Here is a 22016-nt window from a genome sequence, read left to right on the forward strand (position 1 = left end):
GCTGAATTATTTCTAAAACGTTTTTAATCTCTATAATTCGTACAACTCATCAGCCCCGAGCAACTCCGTTTTATGTTTCTGAAGCATTTCAACACAGTATTTTACGCGGGTTGGACGAATTACTGTTACCGCGCCCTCATCATTCATCGAAAAAGCGTACATGTATTCAATAAACACTTCTTCTTGCTGAAGTATATTCAAAAGTTTGGATAAACTTGCCGGCTCATTGGGTGTTTTTGCCAGCACAACTTCGGTGGTCTGCACCGAAAAATCATTTTGTTTTAATACTTCAAATGCTTTATACGGATCAGAAACGATCAAGCGCAGAATGCCAAAATCCGAGGTATCGGCTATGGTAAAAGCAGAGATATTTATTCCAGCGTCGCCCAGAATTTTAGTGACTTCATTCAGTCGTCCTGATTTATTTTCTAAAAAAACAGAAACTTGTTCTATTATCATGGCATTCAGATTTTGCGGTTATCGATTACTCTTTTGGCTTTCCCGGCAGTACGTTCGATGGTTTTTGGTTCCACCAATTTTATATCGGTAGAAATTCCAAGGGTACTCTGGATATTGTTTCTGATCTTTTTACGCAGGGCTTCCAGTTCCTTAATCTCGTCGGAGAAAAACTGTTCCTGCACTTCCACCATAAGTTTGAGCACATCCAGCGTTCCCTGGCGTTCAACAATCAGCAAATAATGTGGTTCGGTTTCACTCATTTCGAGCAACACACTTTCAATCTGCGACGGAAAAACATTCACCCCGCGAATGATAAGCATATCATCGCTGCGGCCTTTGCATTTTTCCATTCGAACCAGCGTACGGCCACATTCGCACTTGTCATAAATCAGCCGGGTAAGGTCTCTCGTTCGATAACGAAGAATCGGGATGCCTTCTTTGGTGATGGTAGAAAACACCAACTCTCCTACTTCACCTGGCGCAACAGGTTCTAACGTTTTAGGATCAATAATTTCAGGTACAAAATGGTCCTCGTTTACATGCATTCCAGCTTGCTCTTCACATTCGCACGATACACCGGGGCCAACCACTTCGCTAAGGCCATAAATATCGATGGCTTTTATTTTTAGCTGAGCTTCAATTTCCTTTCGCATACTCTCGCTCCAGGGCTCAGCACCAAAAATCCCGACACGCAGTTTTAAAGACTCCGGATCGATTCCCATTTCGCGCATAGCTTCAGCAAGGTAGAGCGCGTACGACGGTGTACATGCGATCACCGAAGAGCCAAAATCCTGCATCAGCTGAATTTGCTTTTGCGTATTTCCGCCGGAAATAGGAATCACCGTGGCACCAAGATTCTCGGTACCATAATGCAAACCAAGACCACCTGTAAACAATCCGTAGCCATATGCTACTTGTACAATATCGTTCTTATGAACGCCGGCCATTCCCAACGATCGGGTAACTACCTCCGACCACATTTGCAAATCGTTTCGGGTGTAGCCAACCACCGTCGGTTTTCCTGTCGTTCCTGAACTGGCGTGTAAACGCACAATCTCGCTCATTGGAACCGTAAACATTCCAAAAGGATAATTGTCGCGGAGGTCTGTTTTCTCGGTAAACGGCAGTCTCGAAATGTCTTCAATACCTTTTATATCACCGGGCAGCAATCCTTTTTCCTGCATTTTGGCCCGGTAGCTGGGTATGTTATGATAAACCCGCTGAACAGTACGCACAAGTCGTTCGGATTGAATGGACATCATTTCATCGCGTGATGCACATTCAATGGTTTCATTCCAGATCATTTATTTTTTATTGGTTTTTGTTTAGAATTAGCGTCTGATTTTATTTGCCATAAACTACTTTGTCTTCAAGAAGCACAACATGATTGATCTCCAGCCTTCGTCTGGCTTCCAGCACATCGGGAGTTTCGAGCAGAAGTACAGCCATTTTACTCTCCTGAATTAGCCGGGTATAGGCATTTTCGATATGAATTCCTGCTCTTGCGACTTTTACCAGTAGTTCATCAAGACCGCCGGCCTCGTCTTTCATTTCCATGGCAATCAATTCCTGAAGCGTCGCTGAATGTCCCTTATCCGTAAGGATCTGGTAGGCCTTTTCAGGTTGATCGACCAATAAATTCAATACTCCCCAGCCATGCGGCATACTGGTTAATGTTAGCGACCGTATGTTTATTGATGAAGATTTTAACAGTGCTGTTATCTTCTCGAAATGGGTGATCTTGTTTTTAAGAAAAACGGAAAGTTCGTAGGCCATAGCTTTTGTTTTACCGGTTAGAATTTGTAAGCAATAGAAAGCATGTTTCTGAAATTAGTAACTTCGACAGTGTCTATAACTTTGGCTTTATCGCTCAAGTTATTATCACCGTATGCAGCTGTTGTAAGGCTGATTTCCCATCCAAACATAAAGTTTTTATAGGTATAAATCAACTGAGGCGACAATTTGTAGATCCAATCAATATCGGGGTAAAAACCATAAAGTGGACCTACTGGATCTTCTGATGTTCCCAGGTTTTTCAAATACCCCGCATACATTCCCACTTTCCAGGCACCACCATAGGTAAAGTTAATCCAGTTGTATGTGTGATTAAATGGTGTATAGGTTTCGGCTCCTGTTGCTTCATCAACCGATGCAACCGCATAACCACTCGGCAATAAACTCTCACAAACGTTTTGGCCAAGCATGGTTTTCGCTTTTAACTGAAATTTATTTTGGGTGTATTTCAGGTAGGCGATAATTGCGTAAGAACCAAATTTTTCGCTGGTTTTAAATGTTCCCTGAGTTCCTGTGGTCGAAGTTCGCGGTTGTAGCATTTTCCAGTCGAAGGCAGCACCAAGTACCCAATTCGCATCGTAATATTGCAACTGCGCATGTAAGTTGGGTATCAATGCATTTCGCTGGTACTCGTATGATTTTCCGTTGGGACCGGTATTGGAATACTTAAACTGATACACAGCCGCCGCAATCAAATCGAGATGATCGCCAAGTTGATGCGTAACCCGCAGTTGAGGACTTCGATTAAATACCTGGAAGGGCAAGCCGGTATTTTCGTGCAGGGTAGAAGGGAACACTTTTTCGATAAAAGTAGGATGCCAGGTCCGGCCAAACAGCATTTTGGTTTTTTCCCACTCAAACAAGGTATAGGCATGCCTGAAACGCAGACTGTTTGTTGCCGTTCCACCTGTAAAATCAACTTCAACATAAGCACTCACCTGCGCGTTAAGCATTTCCAGTCCGGAAAAACGTGTTCCGAAACGGGTAAAAATGTTTAGAAAATGGGCACTTGGATGAGCTAGAATATCTTCACCGTTCGAGTCGTAAACCGGTTTTTTAGGAAAGATATCGAGCAAATGGTCACAGGCATCAACATTTTCGTGCGTATCGAAGATAAAATCATTGCGCACAAATCCGGAGATTTCGAGTTTCATGCCTTTTTGGGTCAGAAAATCCTGGGCATTGACATTCAATGCAGAAACAATTAGAAAGAGTATAACTAACTTTTTCATAGAAATTTTTGGTTTTTATAAAACGATAAAGGTTGAAAGGTCAAATACAATTTGTTATAACGAAATTATAGCTTTTCTTTTTAATCGTTTAACAGAACCGGAAGCTTAACAACACAGAATACTTATTTAAAATTATTTTAAACAAATAATCATTTCCCCGCTAGCTATATCTCTTTCAATGCAAACAGCATCCCGGCCTGAAACGCCTTTTTATTCAGGTCGACCACTTCCCGGCCTTTACTTCCAAAAATTCGCTCGATACCGGCTTCAATTTTTTCGGCATCAATATGAACAAAAGGAGCAGCAGCACCCAACATCACCACGTTTGAGGCACGCTTGTTCCCTATTTCTGCTGCTATCTTATCCGCATCGATAGCCACAAACCTGAGTTGTTTTTTAATTTCACGCAACACCTCATCAATGTTCGGGTAGTTGGGCACATTAAGTACCGGTGTTACATTGCTAACCACACAACCGGTTTTAGCCAGAAATGGAAGATAACGCAACGCTTCCATCGGCTCAACCGACAAAATAAGATCCGCGGATCCCTTTGGAATCAGGTCGGCTGCAATGGCGAAATCCGAAATCCGCAGGTGAGAAACCACTGCCCCGCCACGCTGACTCATTCCATGGGTTTCGGCCTGTTTCAAATAAAGATTTTCGCGCAGAGCGGCGTCGCCTAAAATCGATGCGATGGATAAGATCCCTTGTCCACCTACTCCTGCCAATATTATATCTGTCTTCATTCTGCCAGTTTTTTTGGATTCTCTTTTATTTTTCTTTCTTTTCTGCGTCGTCGTGCTGCTGCCTGAATGCATTCTCTTCTGAAAACAATCACCGACACGCCTTCATAAGCCATTTCCTGCTCAAAAGTCTTCACCATAATTTCGTGGTATTTTTTCATCGGGACGAGGGTTCGAATGTGGTCGGGATCAACGCCCACACCCTTGCAAATAGCTTCAATTTTTCCGAGTGCCGAAGAATCCTGACCTCCGGTCATCGATACGGATTCGTTGTCGGAAATTACGATCACTACATTTGATTGATCGTTTACTGCATCGAGTAAACCTGTAATCCCCGAGTGGGTGAAAGTAGAGTCACCGATCACAGCCAGCGAAGGGATTAATCCGGCATCAGCCGCACCTTTTGCCATGGTAATTGATGCCCCCATATCGACACACGAATAAATACTTTTGTAGGGCGGCAAAGCTCCCAGTGTATAGCAGCCTATATCGGAAAAAACCCTTCCCTTTGAATATTTATTCACAGCTTCATTCAAGGCATTGAACATGTCCTGATGGCCACATCCCTGGCATAGTGCCGGCGGACGATTCACCACCAACCCGGGAACTTCCAGTCCCTGCTTGTCTTCCCGGCCCAAAGCCAATGCAACAAGGTCTGCGTTCAGTTCTCCCGAACGAGGAACTGCACCGCTTAATCTGCCGCTTACTTTTACTTTTTTCGAAAAAATACCTTTCACCAGTTCTTCAACTACGGGGTAGCCCTCTTCGAGCACGAGCACTTCATCGCAATGCTTCTGCATTTCCAATACCGTATTTTCCGGAATCGGATACTGCGACAATTTCAAAACACTGAACGGACATTCCTCGTCCTGAAAGTTCTCATTCAGGTAATTGTAAGCAATGCCACAGGCAATGATACCCAGACTACGATCGGAACCAATCTCCAAAGAATTGTATTCCGAATCTTCAGCTTCTTTTTCAAAATCATCCTGTTTACTCAACAAACTTTGGTAGCGTTTGCGTGCACTCGAAGGCAGTAAAATAAACTGACTCGGATCGTTGGGCAGAACAAGCTGATTTTGCGCTTGTTCTTCGAGACGATAAACACCCGACCTCGAATGTGCCAGACGCGTTGTAATACGTACCATTACCGGCACACTCAATTTCTCGGAAAGTGCAAATCCGTGATAAACCATGTTATATGCTTCCTGTTGATTCGAAGGCTCTAGAACCGGAATCATCGCAAATTTTCCGTAGTACCTGGAGTCCTGCTCGTTTTGCGACGAATGCATCGACGGGTCGTCTGCTACGGCCAGTACAAGCCCACCATTAACTCCTGTAATTGCCGAATTCATAAATACATCAGCGGCTACATTAAGGCCTACGTGTTTCATACAAACCATGGAGCGTTTTCCCGCATACGACATACCAAGTGCAGCTTCGTAGGCCGTTTTTTCGTTGGCCGACCATTTGCTGCGAATGCCCTTTTCGACAGTTAATTTACTGTCCTGTATAAATTCTGTTATTTCGGTTGAAGGAGTTCCCGGATAGGCATAAACACCGGAGATGCCACCATCGATGGCAGCCTGTCCGATAGCCTCAACTCCCAGGTATAGGTTTTGCTTCATTTTGGTACAATTTTCTTTCTTACAAAATTATGGAAACCCACTGCCGTCACACATTAAAATTGTCATGTAAAAATGTATTCTTTAACAGTTTCGCTAAAGCAAAATCCAGCTAAAAAAAACTTTTGGAAATACCTCGAAATTGATTAAAACCAATGCGGATTATTCATTTTGTAACAACTGTTACAATTCAGTTGAATAACATGGCTGATCTTTACGCACGAGAGCCAAACCAATCAGGAAAGCGACAAAATCCGAAAAGATGAAGAAGAGCCGAGTGATCCGATTTTTTAAGAAGCTGCATAAATGGCCCGCAATAATCATCGCATTAATTGCTGTTCTGTTTGCGGCTTCGGGAATTGTTATGAACCACCGTGGCGTGTTTTCTGCGATTGATGTTTCACGAAAGCTATTGCCCGGCAATTACAGCTACAACAACTGGAACCTGGGGGCCGTGCGTGGTTCGTTGCAATCGGGCAACGCTATTTTTATTTACGGGAATGTCGGCATTTGGAAATGCGATCGTGATTTCCAGAACTTTTCCGATTTTAATCAGGGATTCCCACCGGGAATAGACAACCGAAAAATCTACGCTTTACAGGAATTCAGGAATACCATGTTTGCCGGCACGCACCTGGGCTTGTACAAACGCATGATAACTAATGGAGCATGGGAGAAAATCGAACTTTCTGTAAAAAACGACCGGATAGCCGATGTAAGTTTAAAAGGAGATACTTTGCTGATTTTAACCCGCGACTACCTTTTTAAAAGTAACGATGGCAACATATTTCAGAAAATACAACTCCCGGATCCGGTGAATTACAAGCGTAAAACAGGTTTGTTCGACACTTTCTGGCAACTGCACAGCGGTGAACTTTTCGGCCTTACCGGGAAACTTATTGTCGATTTGCTGGGGATTGTAACCATCCTTCTTTCGGTAACCGGACTACTGCATTTCTTTTTCCCGAAAATTATTAAACAATGGAAGAAAAAGGGTAAACCGTTTGAAGATGTGCTGGCCTCGAAACGCACCAACCTTCACTGGCACAACATGGTGGGTTACGTTTTTGTACTTTTTTTGGTGATCAACACTTTTGCAGGCATACACCTGCGGCCACCGCTTTTAATTGCTATTGCCAGCAAGCAGGTGGGCATTATTCCGGGCACACACCTCGATCAGCCAAACACGTGGTTCGATAAGCTGCGACGCGTAATGTGGGACGCCACTAACCAGCGTTACATTTTTTCCACTTCTGAAGGCTTTTTCTTTGCTGAAGAAAGCCTGCAGAAAAAACTGCAATCCGCAAATAACCAACCACCGGTTAGTGTTATGGGCTGTAATGTATTGGAGCCAATTAATAAGAAACATCTGTTGGTAGGTTCGTTCAGCGGTATGTTCGTATGGAATACCGAAACCGGGCAGGTAAACGATTTTTTTAGTGGAGCAAGCTATCACGCACCTGAAGGAATGGCTCGTCCCATTGCGGCTGATATGGCTTCGGGACTGGTAGCTTCCCGCGAAAAAGCATATTGGTTCGACTATAACCGTGGTGCCATCGGATTGAACGGAGATCAGTTTCCTGATATGCCGGAAGAAATTCGTACAACTTCTCCCATGTCATTATGGAATGTTTCGCAGGAAATACACACCGGGCGAATATTTGAACACCTGATCGGTGGTTTTTATATCCTGTTTGTTCCACTGGCGGGTATTTGTCTGATAATCGTTCTTATCAGCGGTGTACTTATCTGGTGGATGGTTTATCGAAAGTGACAGCTTTTATTGCATCTCCTAAGCAATTGAATATATTCGGACCTATTTCTTTCCAACTGCAATAACAGATTTTTGTGCCCTGAAATAAATCACATCCTCAGAAATGGCAGGCGTGGCCATTAAAATATCATTCATGTTGTTGTGGGCAAGAACTTCAAACTCAGGTCCGGCTTTTACTACAAACACATCGCCATTTTCTGCACAGAAATAAATACGGTTATCGGCTGCAATTCCCGAAGCGGAGAAACCCCCAACTGAGCCCAGACTCTCTTTGTACATTAATTCACCGTTAGTGGCTTTAAAAACCGATAAAGAACCATTACCGCGGAGATTATAAAGGTAGTCACCGTAAATCAGGGGCGATTGCATGTAGGCTCCTCCACGCTTAATGCTCCAGGCAATATATTCGTTTGTTAATTCATCGTCGCCCAAAGTAATATCGCCTGTAGCATTTGGTTTTACGGCATAAATCGGGGAATATCTGCCGTGCGCATTATTTATAAAAATGAGGTTATGGGCAAAAACGGGCGTCGGTGTCGGAATATCGCCACCGCCACTCATTCGCCAGATTGCTCTTCCGGTTTCAAAATCGTAACCGCCCATGTGTTTCCAGCCGTTTACCACAATTTGCGTTTTACCATCCTTTTCAAAAACTGTGGGTGTACTCCAGGTAGCCACGTCGTCGCGGGCAACTTCCCAGATAAAATCCCCGGTTTCCACATCGTAACAAGCGATAAAACCGTTCCCCAAAAAATCGCACTGTAAAATCACCTTACCTCTATGAATGATCGGCGAACTTGAAAATCCCCACTCCAGGCTGGGTGCATCATAGGGCCCCGCGTTCATTTTGCCAAACTTTTTACTCCAGAGTAGGTCGCCATCGAGGTTGTAGCAATACAAACCATTCGATCCAAAAAATGCCAGTACATGTTTTCCATCGGTTGCCGGGGTTGGATCGGCATGCGAGGCCTTTGTATGTCGTTTTACTACCGGAACACCTTTATGGCACAAACGTTCCCAGAGTATTTCTCCGGTGTTTTTATCTAAACAATACAATTTGAATTCGTGCTCTGAATCATCTTCAACGGCATCGCCATCGCCATATAAACCAACTTTCAGATAATTTTCGCCCGAACCGCTAATGGCAGTGGTTACAAAAATTTTATCGTCCCAGATAACCGGGCAGGAATGCCCCAAGCCCGGAATGGCGGTTTGCCAAAGTATGTTTTCGCCGGTTTCGAGGTTCCAGGTTTCTACTGTTTGAGCTTCATCGATAAATCCGTGGGCAAAAGGACCCCGAAACGAAGGCCACTGCTGGAAATAATTGTCTTGGGCACTAACGCTGAGAAACGAACACAGCAATAACAGATAGAATGCAACTTTCTTCATTGATTTGGTTTTGGAGCTAAATTAACACTTTTAGAAGAATTGCTTCCACGAACCTGCAGATACGTCAAATTTCAGGGAGTAATAAAACTTGAGATAGTTGCGATGAGTTTATTTTTGGCAGCTGACAACAAGGGGTAAATGAGCGCCGCCAAAAGCATCGCCGTTAAAATTGGAAAAGAATTCGATATTCCTGAAACCTTCTGAATTTAACAGCTGTTTCAGTTCTTTGCTTTTTAAAGCAAAAAGCGTTGTTTCGTTCGAGATCGTTTCTTTCTTCTTTTTAAGGTGAAGTTCGGTTTTAAAATGCACCAGTCGGCTTTTCTCCACAAATTCATATTTCCGCACAAAACGAATGGCTTCGTTTTCGATTACAGGCAGTTCTGTAACCTTATCTTTCAAAATATAATCGTAATTCAGAATTTGCAACATGAAATGTCCCCCATCTTTTAAAAGATTATAAACTGCAAAGATCATTTTACGCATGTCGTGCAGTTCCTGCAGGTGTACTAGAGTATTGCCAAAACAAAGCACCCCGTCTAACTTTCCAGCCTCAAAATCGGCCTCCAGTTCCAGCATATTTCCCAATCTAAACTTCAGGTTCGGTTGCGGGATACTCTCGTTGGCGATCTCCAGCAGATCCTCGTTCAGATCGATACCGGTAACATTTGCTCCCTGTGCTGCCAGCTGAAAAGCCAACTGACCGGTAGCACACCCAATGTCCAATATCTGTTTATCGGGCAACGAATTCAATTTGTTTGTAACAAAGGAAAGTTGTTTGGGATTAAATGGAAAAATATCGGAATAGTGAGTTGAGATGGAAGTATAAAATATGTTTTGCTGGTTGTCCAAATTAAAGGTATTTAATTGTCCATTTGTTGTTGAACCATCAATTTTATTTCGGCTGCCGAACGTACGCCCATTCCGGTCCATTTAGCTTCTCCGTCTTTGAATAAAATTACCGTGGGAATGCTTCTAATCTGGTATTGAGTCGCAATATTCGGATTCCTGTCCACATCCACTTTTATAATCCTCAACTGCTCGCGAAACTCCTCCTTAACTTCTTTCAGAATAGGTGGAATTTGTTTACACGGCACACACCAATCGGCATAAAAGTCGACTAAAACCGGACGACTTGAATTAATAATATTTTTAAACTTCCCTATCATTCTTTATTTCCTTTTTCTTCTTTATCTTTAGGAGAATGTCGCTAACAAAGTCTCCAACCAGATAACCCAGGGCCGCACCCCACAGCGTACTCCAGTACCAAACCGATTTAATGGCGCAAGAGCCACTTGTACATCCAATAAACCTCCAATAAAGAAATCCTCCAATGGCTCCTAAAACCAGAAAGATAAGCTGTAAACGCCTGTTTTTTAATGCTTCCATTTTAAACTATGTAATTAATCAAACAACAGTTGCAGATTTTGGTTTCAAACTGTCAATAGATAATAAATATCATAAATAGATTTTGTTGAAAAAGGGGGCGATAATGTATCGTTCGGAATTATTTTTTCACCTCGTGCAGGCCACATTCTTTGCCCGATCCCTGCTCCCACCACCAACGTCCGGCTCTGAAATCTTCTCCGGGTTGAATGGCTCGCGTACAAGGCTGACAACCAATGCTTACAAAACCTTTATCGTGAAGTACGTTATACGGAATACGCTTCTCTTTAACGTAATCGATCGTTTTATCAAGATCCCAGTCTTTTAGCGGATTGCATTTTACGATATTGTTGCCTTCATCCACTTCAAACTCTTTCATATCGCTTCGGTTGTCCGACTGCGATGCACGAAGCCCGGTGATCCATATTTCGTTTCCTGAAAGCGCTCGTTTTAAAGGAATCACTTTACGGATAAAACAACATTCTTTCCGGTTTTCGAGCGACTCATAAAAACTGAAAGGCCCTTTCCTGGTAACCATCTCTTCCACTTTATCTGCGGGCGGAAAATAAACCTGAATTTCCTTTTTATAGCGCTCAACCGTACTTCTGAAAACTTTGTACGTTTCGGGGAACAATCGCCCAGTGTCCAGCGTAATCATCTTGATGTCGATGTCGTTATCAAAGATCATATCGGTAATCACCTGGTCTTCGTAGCCAAAACTTGTGGTAAACACCACCTTCCCCGGATGTTGTTCTGCCAGGAACTTAAGTTTTTCAACACTTGTTTTATCAGTAAGCTGGGAGTTATATTGATCGGCTGTTTTCCGTAAATCCATAATCTAAAATAATTTTTTTATCCTCATTTGTTGCGATTCAAGCAACTCTTCAGGTGCTCAAATATAACAATCAATCTCTATCAATCTTTGATTTCTTCAACTACTCAACATATAAAACCAAACCTTTGAGGTATTCCCCTTCGGGATGGTAAATATTTACAGGATGATCGGCCGGCTGCGTTAGCTGATGCAGAATGCGAACCTTACGTCCGGCAATAGCGGCCGCAGTAAAAACGGCTTCGCGAAATTTATCCTTAGTGACCACCTGAGAACAGGAGAAAGTAAATAAAACGCCTCCGCTCCTGATCTGTTCAAAGGCACGTGTATTTATCCGTTTGTATCCTTTTAAAGCCTGAGTTAAGGCTCTCCGATGCTTGGCAAATGCCGGCGGATCGAGAATGATAAGGTCGTATTTATCCCGTATATTTTTCAGGTATTCGAATCCATCGGCAGAAAAAACATCGTGGCGTTTATCGCCCGGGAAATTGTGCTCCACGTTTTCGCGGGTAAGTTCAATCGCTTTTTCCGATGCATCAACGGAGTGGACCAGTTTCGCACCGCCCTTCATGGCATAAAACGAGAAACCTCCTGTGTAACAAAACATGTTCAACACCTCACGATCTTTGGCATATTGTTCCACCAGTTTTCGGTTTTCACGCTGGTCGACAAAGAAACCGGTTTTCTGACCACTTTCCCAGTCTACCTTAAATTTCAATCCGTATTCTTTTACCTCAGTCTCAGAATCGCTACCATACAAATAACCGTCTTCCGAATCAATATTGGCTTTGTATGGTAAGGTTTTATCACTTTTGTAATAAACCGCTTTTAGCGCATCGCCCAAAACTTCCTGCAAGGCTTTTACCAACAATTCACGTATCAAGTGCATTCCAACCGAATGTGCCTGCATCACCGCTGTTCCGTTATAAAAATCGACGATCAGTCCGGGCATGTTATCGCCTTCGCCGTGTATCAATCGAAAAACATTGGTTTCTGAATTATCTGAAAATCCGAGTTTTTCCCGGAGTTTCCAGGCGCTTTCAATTTTTTGCTTCCAGAAAGTATAGTCCACTTCCACATCCTGAAAAGAAACAATGCGTACAGCAATTGATCCGATCTGGTAATGTCCTGTTCCCAAAAATTCATTCTTATTCGAAAAGACTTTTACAAGGTCGCCTTCGGCAGGATTTCCACTCATATCGCGAATGGCACCTGAAAATACCCACGGATGAAACCGTTTAAGCGACTGCTCCTTTCCCGATTTCAGGCTCACTTGAACAAGATCGGCTGACATAAACTAGCTGTTTGAAAAATTTTCGAAAATAATGAGTGAAGCCCATGCATCGGTAGCAGCATAAAGTTGTTGAGCGTCGGTAAGTTCGGGTGCTTCCCAATTCGACAATTGCTGTCCTTTTGAAATACGAAAGCCACTGGTTATGGCGGCCAGTTTTTTCAAGCTGAAATTCTGGATACCCATATCTTTGGCTTCATCTTGTAATTCAACAAACCCGGCCGGTTTAAATTTGGCAAACTCCTGCAATCCTTTAATGTCGTCGCGAATAGCAACTCCGGGTTTAACCACATTTTTGTTGGCCAATAACTTCACAATTTCCTTTGGTAACCCAATGTGATTGATGCGAAACAAAAAGGCCCGGTCGCGGGTTGAAAGCTGCAGTAAAGCCACTTTATTCACCACTCCTTTTTTAAAAGATGGTTTTGTTTCGGTATCGAACCCGATCACCCGATGCTGCGACAATTCTTTAACTGCATTTCGCACTCTCTTCATGGAATCGACAACTACAATTTCACCTTCGAACGATCTCAAAGGCATTTCAACCAACTCCTCGTTTGTTATACTTTCTTTAAACATTTATTCTTCCTCTTCATTCGTTCCCCAAAAGTTATCCAGCCATTTGGGATTTCCTTTACCCGGGACAGGTTCCTCAATTGTTTCCTCCGAAAAATCGATATTGCCAACCACCAGCATGTGAACGGCACGCAAAACATTTACCAATTGCTGCCCCCAAAACTCACTGAAATGAAAAACACATTCAGCCAGACTATCGTTCATCACTTCTTCATTTCCGATACTGTAGGCCGTCACAAAATCCTTTAGATCCTGGTAAATATCCATCAGGTTTTCTGAAACGCTGGCCGTTACTGTTTCGTCGCCAAACTGAATACTCGGGTCAAATACTTCGTAAAAACTGTCGTATTCACACAGCAATTTCAGCCACTTTTGGTGCAGGGTATTGTAATCAAGCTCAGAAACAAACTTTTCCAGTTCTTCATCCATAACAGATTCTACCTTGGGCAAAACGGCTGCTTTCAGGTAAAGCAAAGGAAGAAGTTTCTGAAGCGTATCCAGGTTTTCCTGAGGCGTACGATGCCCCACGTTTTCCATGCTTGTACAGAACTCGTTGGCAACGGTAACAAACTCAACCACGTTTTTGGAGTACACTATTTGACTGACACCCTGATCGTTCATTCGTACCTTTTAAATATTCCGCAAAAGTAGTAAAGATATTTTAATACCATGCCGGAAGCTAAAACTGAATCACTTCATAGAAAATCATAAGGTCTAAATGGAAGTTCTAATAAATGAACATTGAAAAAGCAAAACAAATTTAAATCCCACTTTACTTAATCAAAACATTCAATCGATTGAATAAAAAATATGCGAATGATTTAACAAACCACGTCTTTCAAAAAATATATGGAGTCAGTACATCACGAGCAACAGATTGTCCTTACCTTTGCTGTTCAAATCTACATTTGATCATTCATGGTACATTTATTTCGTCCCAAATTGTTCAGTGTTCTGAAACAGGATTATTCTAACCAAAAGTTTACCAGCGACCTTTTTGCAGGAATAATAGTTGGTATTGTAGCCCTGCCACTTGCCATTGCCTTTGCAGTAGCTTCAGGTGTTTCGCCCGAAAAAGGCTTAATTACGGCGATAATTGCAGGTCTCGTTATCTCGTTACTGGGAGGTAGCAGGGTCCAAATTGGCGGCCCCACCGGCGCATTTATTGTTATTGTTTTTGGTATTTTGCAGACTCATGGCTTTAATGGCTTGTTGATATCAACCATGCTGGCCGGTATTATCCTTATTTTGTTTGGACTATTGAAACTGGGATCACTACTCAAATTCATTCCACACCCATTGGTTGTCGGATTTACAAGTGGAATCGCGCTGGTGATTTTTTCGACGCAGATAAAAGATGCCCTGGGACTGGAAATTGATCAACTTCCGTCGGAGTTCATCCCCAAATGGAGTACTTATTTTCAAAGTTTAGGTAGCTTAAATAGTTGGGCAGCGGGCATTACAGTCGTTACTATCCTGATCACCGTATTATTTAAAAAAGTAACAACCAAAATCCCAGGTTCCTTTGTGGCCATTATATTGCTTACCGGATTCGTACAGCTTTTTGATATACCAGTTACCACCATTGAAACTGTGTTTGGATCAATTCCGAACAATATTCACCTTGCCTTTCCAAGCTTTGAACTCAGTCAACTGAGTTCGTATCTGGCACCTGCATTAACCATTGCCTTGCTGGGCGGTATTGAATCGTTACTTTCGGCAGTAGTTGCCGACGGGATGATCGGTGGAAATCACCGCTCAAACACCGAGTTGATCGCGCAGGGAATTGCCAATGTTGTGACTCCATTATTTGGTGGAATCCCGGCCACCGGAGCCATAGCAAGAACGGCCACCAATGTAAAAAACGGCGGTCGCACTCCTGTTGCCGGAATTGTTCACGCACTTACCTTGCTGCTCATTATGCTTTTTGTGGGCAAATGGGCGAAGCTGATACCAATGTCGTGCCTGGCCGGAATTCTGATTGTGGTAGCCTACAACATGAGTGAATGGAGATCTTTTGTTTCCATTCTGAAAGGTTCGGGATTCGACATCCTGGTGCTACTGGTTACTTTCTTTCTTACCGTTTTGGTCGATCTTACTTATGCCATTCAAGTGGGTGTTGTGTTATCATCACTACTGTTTATGAAACGAATGGCCGATTCGGGCAAAAATGCCACGATGGATGTCGACAGCGATGTATTAGAAAATTATTCGGACTTACCCGAAGGTGTGGGAATATACGAGATCAGCGGACCTTTCTTTTTTGCATCGGCCAAACAATATTGTTCTACGCTGAAATCCATCGGTTCCAGATCGAGTGTACTGATCATCAGAATGCGTCATGTTCCTTTTATTGATGCAACAGGAATCCACAATCTTAAAACTGTCATCCGAGAATTAAAACATGTTAACACAACGGTCATCCTTTCAGGTGTCCAACCCGATGTATTGAAAGAGCTCGATAAACATGAGGTAAGCGATTTGCTGGGGAAAGAAGTGATTTTATCGAGTTTTGAGCAGGCCATTGCAAAGGTTCGGGAACTATAGAAATATGGATTTTATTGCGATTTGAAGTTATTCTTTACACTTTTAACTCTAAGCTCATTTCTCCTTCCACTCCAGGCGGTCATCAACGCGGAAAACGATTTTACGGTTGTCGACATACCATTTCAATATTTTGCGCATTTTTTCGGGATCTCCTTTCAGTTTAAAAATCAGGTCTTCCATTTTAACCGGCTCAGCCAGAATTTTCTGAATCCGCTCGCCAATGCTTTTAAATTCGAAGGTTGTGATTTCCATGTGTTCAACATTTTTACACACATCGCAGCTACCACAAGGTGCTGCATCATCCTCGCCAAAATAAGAAAGTAAAATCTGGCTTCGACAGGTATCCGAACTTCCGGCATAATGAATTACGGCATCAATCCGTTCGGCGAAATCTTTTTTCCTAACCTCGTAATTTTCTTTCGATATTTTCAGTCGCGATATTGCAATTCGTTCTTTGCTGAAATAAATAAACGGAGTCCGGCTTCGGGGAACATAATCGATGAGATTCGATTTGCGCAGATGCTTCAGGTAATTGTAAACACCATCCTGATCAATTCCGGCACGTTTGGCCAACAGTTCCTCATCAATCCTTACATATCCGCTAAATAATCCGGTATAAGAACGTAAAATCAGTTTAATAAAATTATCGAAATTGGCATTGGCCACCTGGAATTTGTACAATTCATCGCGCGAAACAACAAATGAAATCCTCGACGGATTATCCACTTCTTCAGTAAACTCGAGGTAACCTTCGCGCTGTAAAATCTTGAGGCTGTTATACACCATGGCCTGCTGAAATTTAAAAGCCTGAGCAAAACTTTGAAGACTGAATTCGTAAGTCATTCCTTTTCCGTAACCGGTGGCTACCTGAAGAAAATTGCACAGCGCATCGTAGATTCTTTTAATGTTGGCAATCTCCGGAAAAGCCACTGTCACGTGCTTTTTCAGTTTTACACGGTCGGTATTATTATAAAGCAAAACTGCGGCCGATTTCTTACCGTCTCTACCGGCCCGTCCGGCTTCCTGGTAGTATGCTTCCAGCGAATCGGGTGGTGTAATGTGAATCACAAAACGAACATCGGGTTTATCAATCCCCATCCCAAAGGCATTGGTAGCAACAATTACACGTGTCCTGCCATTCACCCAATTATCCTGCCGGGTGTTGCGGACCAAGTTACTTAATCCGGCGTGATAATAATCGGCAGAAATCCCGTTTTTACGAAGTTCTTCGGCTATCTCGCGCGTGGCTTTTCTGCTTCGTACATAAATAATACCCGAGCCTTTTACTTTGGCAAGCGTTTTCAACAAATAGCCTGTTTTATCTTCCACATTCCTGACGAGGTAGCTAAGGTTATCGCGCTGGAAAGACATTTTCAGCAGGTTCTTTTTCTTAAAAGCCAGCTTTTCCTGAATATCGTCGGCCACTTTTGGCGTTGCAGTTGCCGTTAACGCCAATATGGGAATATCAGGCAGAAACTTTCGCACCTCCACAATGTTCAGGTAACTTGGTCTGAAATCGTATCCCCATTGCGAAATACAGTGTGCTTCATCAACCGTAAGCAAATTGATATTCATTTGCTTCATGCGTTCCAAAAAACGTTCGGAATTCAAGCGTTCAGGCGAAACATACAGAAATTTATAATCGCCCCAAACCGCATTATCGAGCGTTAGTTTGATTTCGCGTTTCGACATTCCGCTGTGAACGGCTAGCGCTTTGATCCCCTTTTTGTTGAGGTTTTCAAGCTGGTCTTTCATAAGCGCGATCAAAGGAGTAACCACTACACATATTCCGGGCTTCGAAAGCGAAAACACCTGAAATGTAATGGATTTACCACCACCGGTTGGCATAAGTCCGAGCGTATCTTTTCCGGCCCGCACAGATTCTATGATTTCAAGTTGCAGTGGCCTGAAATCAGAGTACCCCCAAAGTTTGATCAGTATTTGCCTGAAAGACTCCATTTAATACAAATTAAGAAATCATTTTAGCCTTTAACAATATTTATTGTTCAAAATAGTTTCGGCGGCCATTTTAGCCTTCCCTGTGTGCTATTTTTTTGTAGTTTTGCGACTTAACAAAAATACTTAAAAAAGTAACCATGTCGTTTCTTGAAGATAAAATTGAATTTGAAGGTTTGACCTTCGACGACGTACTACTACTCCCCTCATATTCAGAGCTTTTACCACGCGAAGTCGATCTGACTTCAAAGTTCACCAGGAACATTACGATTAACACCCCGATTTTAACGGCGGCTATGGATACGGTTACCGAGTACAATATGGCTATTGCCATAGCGCGTGAAGGCGGAATTGGTGTGATCCATAAAAATATGAGCATTGAAGCACAGGCTCACCAGGTAACAACGGTGAAACGTGCTGAAAATGGCATGATCTACGATCCGATTACTATTACAGCCGAAAAAAAGGTGAAAGATGCGCTGGAACTCATGGCCAATTTTAAAATTGGCGGAATTCCTGTAGTGGAAGAAAATGGCTCCCTGGTTGGCATTGTTACCAACCGCGACCTGCGTTTCGAGCGCAATATGAACCGCCCCATATCAGAAGTAATGACCAGCGAAAACCTGGTGTACACCACCGAGTCGACCGACCTGGAAAAGGCAGCCGATATACTTCAGAAATTTAAGATCGAGAAACTTCCGGTGGTGAATAAAGATAACAAGCTGATCGGGCTGGTTACATATAAGGACATCACAAAAGCAAAAGATAAACCACTGGCCTGCAAAGACGAAAAAGGCCGTTTGCGTGTAGCTGCCGGTGTTGGTATTGCCGGCGACACCATCGACCGTGTGGATGAACTGATCAAAGCGCAGGTGGATGCACTGGTAATCGACACGGCCCACGGACACACCAAAGGCGTTATCGAAGTATTAAAAAAGATAAAAGCAAAATATCCTGAAAAAGATGTGGTAGCCGGTAATATCGGTACAGCCGAAGCGGCTTTGGCACTGGCAAAAGCAGGTGCCGACGCTGTAAAAGTAGGTATCGGACCAGGATCAATTTGTACCACCCGGATCATTGCCGGAGTTGGTATTCCACAATTATCGGCCATTTATAACGTTTCAAAGGCAATAAAAGATTACGGTATTCCGGTTATTGGCGACGGTGGCATCCGCTATTCAGGTGATATTGTAAAAGGTTTGGCAGCCGGTGCCGATTCGATTATGGCCGGCGGATTGTTTGCCGGTGTTGAAGAATCGCCGGGTGAAACCATTCTTTACCAGGGACGAAAATTTAAATCGTACCGCGGAATGGGATCCGTCGAAGCCATGCAACAAGGATCGAAAGACCGCTATTTTCAGGATATGGAAGAAGACATTAAAAAACTGGTTCCCGAAGGCATTGCAGCCAGAGTTCCGTACAAAGGATCGCTGTATGAAGTTTTGTACCAGCTAATTGGCGGCTTACGTGCCGGAATGGGCTACTGCGGTGCACAAAATATAAAAAAGCTGCAGACAGCTAAATTTACCCGAATTTCGAATGCCGGAGTACAGGAAAGTCATCCTCACGATGTAAGTATAACCCGCGAAGCACCTAACTACAGTAGCCGGCAATAATCGGTTTTCTAATTATTTGATATGAATTATAAAAAACAAACAATAACAATGAAACGAGCATTCTTTTCATTTGTAGCAATATGCATTTCAACATTCATGCTTTTTGCACAGGAGGATGAAATCTTGCTAACTATTGATGGAGAACCTGTAACAAAGGCCGAGTTTGAATACATCTACTCAAAAAACAACAACAATGTTTTTAGCGAGGCTGACAAAAAATCGCCGGAGGATTATCTCGATCTGTTCATCGATTTTAAATTGAAAGTAATTGAAGCTGAAAACCTTAAAATGGATACCAGCAAGTCGTTTATAAACGAACTGGCCGGTTACCGAAATGAAATAGCAGCACCTTACCTCACCGATTCAAGTTTTGACGAGCAGTTGGTAAAAGATACTTACGACCGAATGACCCGCGAGGTGGACGCCAGTCACATTCTGCTGCGCCTCGATCCAAATGCCACTCCCGAGCAGGAACAGGAAGTGCTGGATAAAATCAACGCCATCCGTCAGAAAATTCTGCGTGGCAGGGATTTTGGCGATGCTGCCGTTGAATATTCCGAAGATCCGTCGGCAAAAGATAACAAAGGCCACCTTGGCTATTTTACCGCATTTATGATGGTTTATCCTTTCGAGAATGCAGCCTTTGAAACACCGGTGGGCGAAGTTTCGGAACCCGTTCGTACACGCTTTGGGTATCACATTATTAAAGTAAACGATGTGCGTAAAAATAAAGGAGAGATCCTGGTTGCACACATCATGAAAAATGTAGCACAAAATGCCACTGAAGAAACCAAAGCGGCGCAAAAAGAAAAAATCGATGCGATTTATGAGCAACTGCTAAATGGTGCTGATTTTGCTGAACTGGCAAAAAAGGAATCGGACGATCGGCGCACAGCAACCGAAGGTGGAAAAATGCCGTGGTTTGCTGCCGGACGTATCATCCCCGAATTTTCAACTCCTGCTTTCGCCATTGAAAATATTGGAGATTTCACAAAACCGATTGAAACGCCGTTTGGTTTTCACATCATTAAAAAGCTGGACGAAAAACCAATTGCTCCTTTCGAGGAAATGAAAACCGAAATTTCAACACGCATCAAAAGAGATCCGGAAAGAAGTAACTCAAGTCAGCATGCCTTTATCGCTGAACTGAAGGAAGAATACCAATTCAAGGAAAACGAACTGGGTAATAAAGAGCTGGCAGGAAAAAGCATTCAGGATAGTGCTGAAATTTCGAATCAGGTGCTGTTTACTGTCGATGATAAAAATTATAGCGGATCCGATTTTACAAAATGGCTTGAAGCAAGTAATGAGCCAAATGCAAGTTACCTTTCGGCATACGATAAATGGGTTGATGCAGAGGTACTCGCCCTTGAAGATTCGAAGTTGGAAGAAAAGCACCCCGAATTTAAATACCTGATGCAGGAATACCACGATGGAATTTTACTGTTCAACATTTCACAGGAGAAAATCTGGAACTTTGCCAGTCAGGATACCGCCGGACTGGAAGCTTTTTACGAAAAGAACAAAGGCAGCCACATGTGGGGCGAACGTTTTAAAGGAAGCATTATTACCTGCACAGATGCCGCTGTTCACGAACAGGCCGACAAACTTTTTGCAGCCGAAATGAACAACGATGAAGTGATGGAACACATCAATGTGGAGGGAGAATTGATTCAGATTGAAGACGGTGCCTGGGAAGAAGGCGAAAATCCAATTGTTGATTATTATGTTTGGAACGGTCCTGAACCGGCAGATTTTAACAGTGAACTTACCTTTATCCGTGGCGACAAAATCGAACCGGAGCCAAAAACGCTGGATGAAGCCCGCGGCCTTTACATTTCCGATTATCAAAAATACCTCGAAGAAAAGTGGATAAAGGAACTTCGGTCGAAATACAAGATCAAGGTGAATAAAAAAATATTGAAAACAATTGAGGGTGTTTAAAACGCTTCGAAAATATGGTTTATTGATTATTGTGGTGGTGGTGTGGGCGGCCTGCTCGAATTCTGCAGAGGAAAAGCCCCTGGCAAAAGTGGGCACGCACTACCTCTACCCTTCTGATGTTTCGCGCATGCTACCACCCAATTCCTCGAAAGAAGACAGTGCCGTGCTGGCAAACGAATACATCAATAAGTGGGTAAAGCAGGAACTGTTGATTCAAAAAGCCAACGAAAACCTGAGTGAGGAGCAAAAGGACGTTAACCGCGAACTGGAGGAGTACCGCAATTCGCTGATCATTTACCGCTACAAAAACGAGTTGGTAAAACAACGAATGGACACCGCAGTGAGCCGCGAAGAGATTGAAGCATTTTACACACAAAACAAACAAACCTTTCTGCTCGATCGATGCATTGTAAAAGCTGTATTCATTAAAATACCGATTGACCTAGCCCATCCTGAACAACTTAAGGAAATGATAAAGGACGATTCGGAAGAGGGCCAAAGCGAATTGCAGGACTATTGTATGCAGTATGCAAAAAACTTTGAAATCGCACTCGACAACTGGATCGATTTTACGGTGCTAAATCGCAATCTTCCGGTATCAATCAACGATCCGGAAAGTTTTCTCACCCAGAACAAGCTCCGTGAAATGAGCGATTCGGATTACTATTATCTGGTAAATATTCACGATTATATGCTCGCCAACGACCTGGCTCCCCTTGAATTTGTGGAAAACAACATAAAAAATTTAATTTTGAACCAGCGAAAAATCAAATTCCTGAAAGAGCTGGAGAATACGGTTTTTACGGAAGGGGAACGACAAAAGAAATTTAAAATATACGTCGAAAACGAATGACA

20 protein-coding genes are annotated in these 22016 nt (G+C 43.0%); 5 read left to right on the forward strand and 15 right to left on the reverse strand.

Annotation, left to right across the window (positions count from 1 at the left end):
* Positions 1-30: 30 nt before the first annotated feature.
* The 6 genes from WFY05_RS12020 to WFY05_RS12045 form a co-directional block, all read right to left on the reverse strand.
* Entirely contained in the window at positions 31-459 is a 429-nt protein-coding gene (locus tag WFY05_RS12020; RefSeq protein WP_340113102.1) for an ACT domain-containing protein, read from the reverse strand.
* A 5-nt stretch (positions 460-464) separates the two neighbouring features.
* Entirely contained in the window at positions 465-1763 is a 1299-nt protein-coding gene (locus WFY05_RS12025; RefSeq protein ID WP_340113103.1) for a phenylacetate--CoA ligase family protein, read from the reverse strand.
* 40 nt (positions 1764-1803) lie between these two features.
* Positions 1804-2235, reverse strand: coding sequence for an ACT domain-containing protein (locus tag WFY05_RS12030; protein WP_340113104.1), 432 nt, complete (start codon positions 2233-2235; stop codon positions 1804-1806).
* A gap of 17 nt (positions 2236-2252) precedes the next feature.
* Entirely contained in the window at positions 2253-3485 is a 1233-nt protein-coding gene (locus WFY05_RS12035) for a hypothetical protein (RefSeq protein ID WP_340113105.1), read from the reverse strand.
* Between the two features lie 164 nt (positions 3486-3649).
* Positions 3650-4231, reverse strand: a complete 582-nt coding sequence (locus WFY05_RS12040) for an indolepyruvate oxidoreductase subunit beta (protein WP_340113106.1) — start codon at positions 4229-4231, stop codon at positions 3650-3652.
* Complete coding sequence (locus WFY05_RS12045; protein WP_340113108.1) at positions 4228-5856, reverse strand: thiamine pyrophosphate-dependent enzyme; 1629 nt, start codon at positions 5854-5856, stop codon at positions 4228-4230. Before WFY05_RS12045 ends, WFY05_RS12040 begins: the two co-directional genes overlap by 4 nt.
* A gap of 259 nt (positions 5857-6115) precedes the next feature.
* Here WFY05_RS12045 and WFY05_RS12050 point away from each other — a divergent pair, with 259 nt between their 5' ends.
* Positions 6116-7627, forward strand: a complete 1512-nt coding sequence (locus WFY05_RS12050) for a PepSY domain-containing protein (protein WP_340113109.1) — start codon at positions 6116-6118, stop codon at positions 7625-7627.
* Between the two features lie 42 nt (positions 7628-7669).
* On the opposite strand, the gene WFY05_RS12055 is transcribed toward WFY05_RS12050, so the two are convergent.
* The 8 genes from WFY05_RS12055 to WFY05_RS12090 all read right to left on the reverse strand — a co-directional run bounded on the left by WFY05_RS12055 (position 7670) and on the right by WFY05_RS12090 (position 13719).
* Positions 7670-9016, reverse strand: coding sequence for an outer membrane protein assembly factor BamB family protein (locus tag WFY05_RS12055; protein ID WP_340113110.1), 1347 nt, complete (start codon positions 9014-9016; stop codon positions 7670-7672).
* Between the two features lie 108 nt (positions 9017-9124).
* Positions 9125-9865 (reverse strand): class I SAM-dependent methyltransferase, encoded by a 741-nt coding sequence (locus WFY05_RS12060; RefSeq protein WP_340113111.1) that lies wholly within the window; start codon positions 9863-9865, stop codon positions 9125-9127.
* Between the two features lie 11 nt (positions 9866-9876).
* Positions 9877-10182 carry a thioredoxin gene (gene trxA, locus WFY05_RS12065; RefSeq protein WP_340113112.1) on the reverse strand — a complete coding sequence of 102 codons (306 nt, stop codon included), beginning with the start codon at positions 10180-10182 and terminating at the stop codon, positions 9877-9879.
* Positions 10166-10402 carry a DUF6132 family protein gene (locus WFY05_RS12070; protein WP_340113113.1) on the reverse strand — a complete coding sequence of 79 codons (237 nt, stop codon included), beginning with the start codon at positions 10400-10402 and terminating at the stop codon, positions 10166-10168. The genes trxA and WFY05_RS12070 overlap by 17 nt, the downstream gene beginning before the upstream one ends.
* 118 nt (positions 10403-10520) lie before the next feature.
* Entirely contained in the window at positions 10521-11234 is a 714-nt protein-coding gene (locus WFY05_RS12075) for a phosphoadenylyl-sulfate reductase (protein ID WP_340113114.1), read from the reverse strand.
* Positions 11235-11334: 100 nt separating this feature from the next.
* Positions 11335-12525, reverse strand: a complete 1191-nt coding sequence (locus WFY05_RS12080; RefSeq protein ID WP_340113115.1) for a class I SAM-dependent rRNA methyltransferase — start codon at positions 12523-12525, stop codon at positions 11335-11337.
* Between the two features lie 3 nt (positions 12526-12528).
* Positions 12529-13101 carry a 3'-5' exonuclease gene (locus WFY05_RS12085; RefSeq protein ID WP_340113116.1) on the reverse strand — a complete coding sequence of 191 codons (573 nt, stop codon included), beginning with the start codon at positions 13099-13101 and terminating at the stop codon, positions 12529-12531.
* Positions 13102-13719: a DUF5063 domain-containing protein gene (locus tag WFY05_RS12090; RefSeq protein WP_340113117.1), complete on the reverse strand. Its 618-nt coding sequence runs from the start codon at positions 13717-13719 to the stop codon at positions 13102-13104.
* A 297-nt stretch (positions 13720-14016) separates the two neighbouring features.
* Here WFY05_RS12090 and WFY05_RS12095 point away from each other — a divergent pair, with 297 nt between their 5' ends.
* Entirely contained in the window at positions 14017-15645 is a 1629-nt protein-coding gene (locus WFY05_RS12095) for a SulP family inorganic anion transporter (RefSeq protein WP_340113118.1), read from the forward strand.
* Positions 15646-15699: 54 nt separating this feature from the next.
* Here the strand turns inward: WFY05_RS12095 and WFY05_RS12100 are convergent, their stop codons facing one another.
* Positions 15700-17604: a RecQ family ATP-dependent DNA helicase gene (locus WFY05_RS12100; RefSeq protein WP_340113119.1), complete on the reverse strand. Its 1905-nt coding sequence runs from the start codon at positions 17602-17604 to the stop codon at positions 15700-15702.
* 137 nt (positions 17605-17741) lie between these two features.
* On the opposite strand from WFY05_RS12100, the gene guaB reads away from it, so the two are divergent.
* The 3 genes from guaB to WFY05_RS12115 are packed head-to-tail and all read left to right on the forward strand — an operon-like array spanning position 17742 to position 22014.
* Complete coding sequence (gene guaB, locus WFY05_RS12105; RefSeq protein WP_340113120.1) at positions 17742-19217, forward strand: IMP dehydrogenase; 1476 nt, start codon at positions 17742-17744, stop codon at positions 19215-19217.
* A gap of 48 nt (positions 19218-19265) precedes the next feature.
* Positions 19266-21161: a peptidylprolyl isomerase gene (locus WFY05_RS12110; protein WP_340113121.1), complete on the forward strand. Its 1896-nt coding sequence runs from the start codon at positions 19266-19268 to the stop codon at positions 21159-21161.
* Complete coding sequence (locus WFY05_RS12115; protein WP_340113122.1) at positions 21154-22014, forward strand: hypothetical protein; 861 nt, start codon at positions 21154-21156, stop codon at positions 22012-22014. The genes WFY05_RS12110 and WFY05_RS12115 overlap by 8 nt, the downstream gene beginning before the upstream one ends.
* Positions 22015-22016 lie beyond the last annotated feature (2 nt).

Source organism: Maribellus mangrovi, from assembly GCF_037646455.1.
GTDB lineage: Bacteria > Bacteroidota > Bacteroidia > Bacteroidales > Prolixibacteraceae > Draconibacterium > Draconibacterium mangrovi_A.

Coding starts and splice junctions, on each gene's coding strand:
- WFY05_RS12080 (WP_340113115.1), bottom strand. CDS start 12,525: ATGTCAGCCGATCTTGTTCAAGTGAGCCTGAAATCGGGAAAGGAGCAG.
- WFY05_RS12035 (WP_340113105.1), bottom strand. CDS start 3,485: ATGAAAAAGTTAGTTATACTCTTTCTAATTGTTTCTGCATTGAATGTC.
- WFY05_RS12070 (WP_340113113.1), bottom strand. CDS start 10,402: ATGGAAGCATTAAAAAACAGGCGTTTACAGCTTATCTTTCTGGTTTTA.
- trxA (WP_340113112.1), bottom strand. CDS start 10,182: ATGATAGGGAAGTTTAAAAATATTATTAATTCAAGTCGTCCGGTTTTA.
- WFY05_RS12075 (WP_340113114.1), bottom strand. CDS start 11,234: ATGGATTTACGGAAAACAGCCGATCAATATAACTCCCAGCTTACTGAT.
- WFY05_RS12110 (WP_340113121.1), top strand. CDS start 19,266: ATGAAACGAGCATTCTTTTCATTTGTAGCAATATGCATTTCAACATTC.
- WFY05_RS12030 (WP_340113104.1), bottom strand. CDS start 2,235: ATGGCCTACGAACTTTCCGTTTTTCTTAAAAACAAGATCACCCATTTC.
- WFY05_RS12020 (WP_340113102.1), bottom strand. CDS start 459: ATGATAATAGAACAAGTTTCTGTTTTTTTAGAAAATAAATCAGGACGA.
- WFY05_RS12025 (WP_340113103.1), bottom strand. CDS start 1,763: ATGATCTGGAATGAAACCATTGAATGTGCATCACGCGATGAAATGATG.
- guaB (WP_340113120.1), top strand. CDS start 17,742: ATGTCGTTTCTTGAAGATAAAATTGAATTTGAAGGTTTGACCTTCGAC.
- WFY05_RS12050 (WP_340113109.1), top strand. CDS start 6,116: ATGAAGAAGAGCCGAGTGATCCGATTTTTTAAGAAGCTGCATAAATGG.
- WFY05_RS12085 (WP_340113116.1), bottom strand. CDS start 13,101: ATGTTTAAAGAAAGTATAACAAACGAGGAGTTGGTTGAAATGCCTTTG.
- WFY05_RS12090 (WP_340113117.1), bottom strand. CDS start 13,719: ATGAACGATCAGGGTGTCAGTCAAATAGTGTACTCCAAAAACGTGGTT.
- WFY05_RS12040 (WP_340113106.1), bottom strand. CDS start 4,231: ATGAAGACAGATATAATATTGGCAGGAGTAGGTGGACAAGGGATCTTA.
- WFY05_RS12055 (WP_340113110.1), bottom strand. CDS start 9,016: ATGAAGAAAGTTGCATTCTATCTGTTATTGCTGTGTTCGTTTCTCAGC.
- WFY05_RS12095 (WP_340113118.1), top strand. CDS start 14,017: ATGGTACATTTATTTCGTCCCAAATTGTTCAGTGTTCTGAAACAGGAT.
- WFY05_RS12100 (WP_340113119.1), bottom strand. CDS start 17,604: ATGGAGTCTTTCAGGCAAATACTGATCAAACTTTGGGGGTACTCTGAT.
- WFY05_RS12045 (WP_340113108.1), bottom strand. CDS start 5,856: ATGAAGCAAAACCTATACCTGGGAGTTGAGGCTATCGGACAGGCTGCC.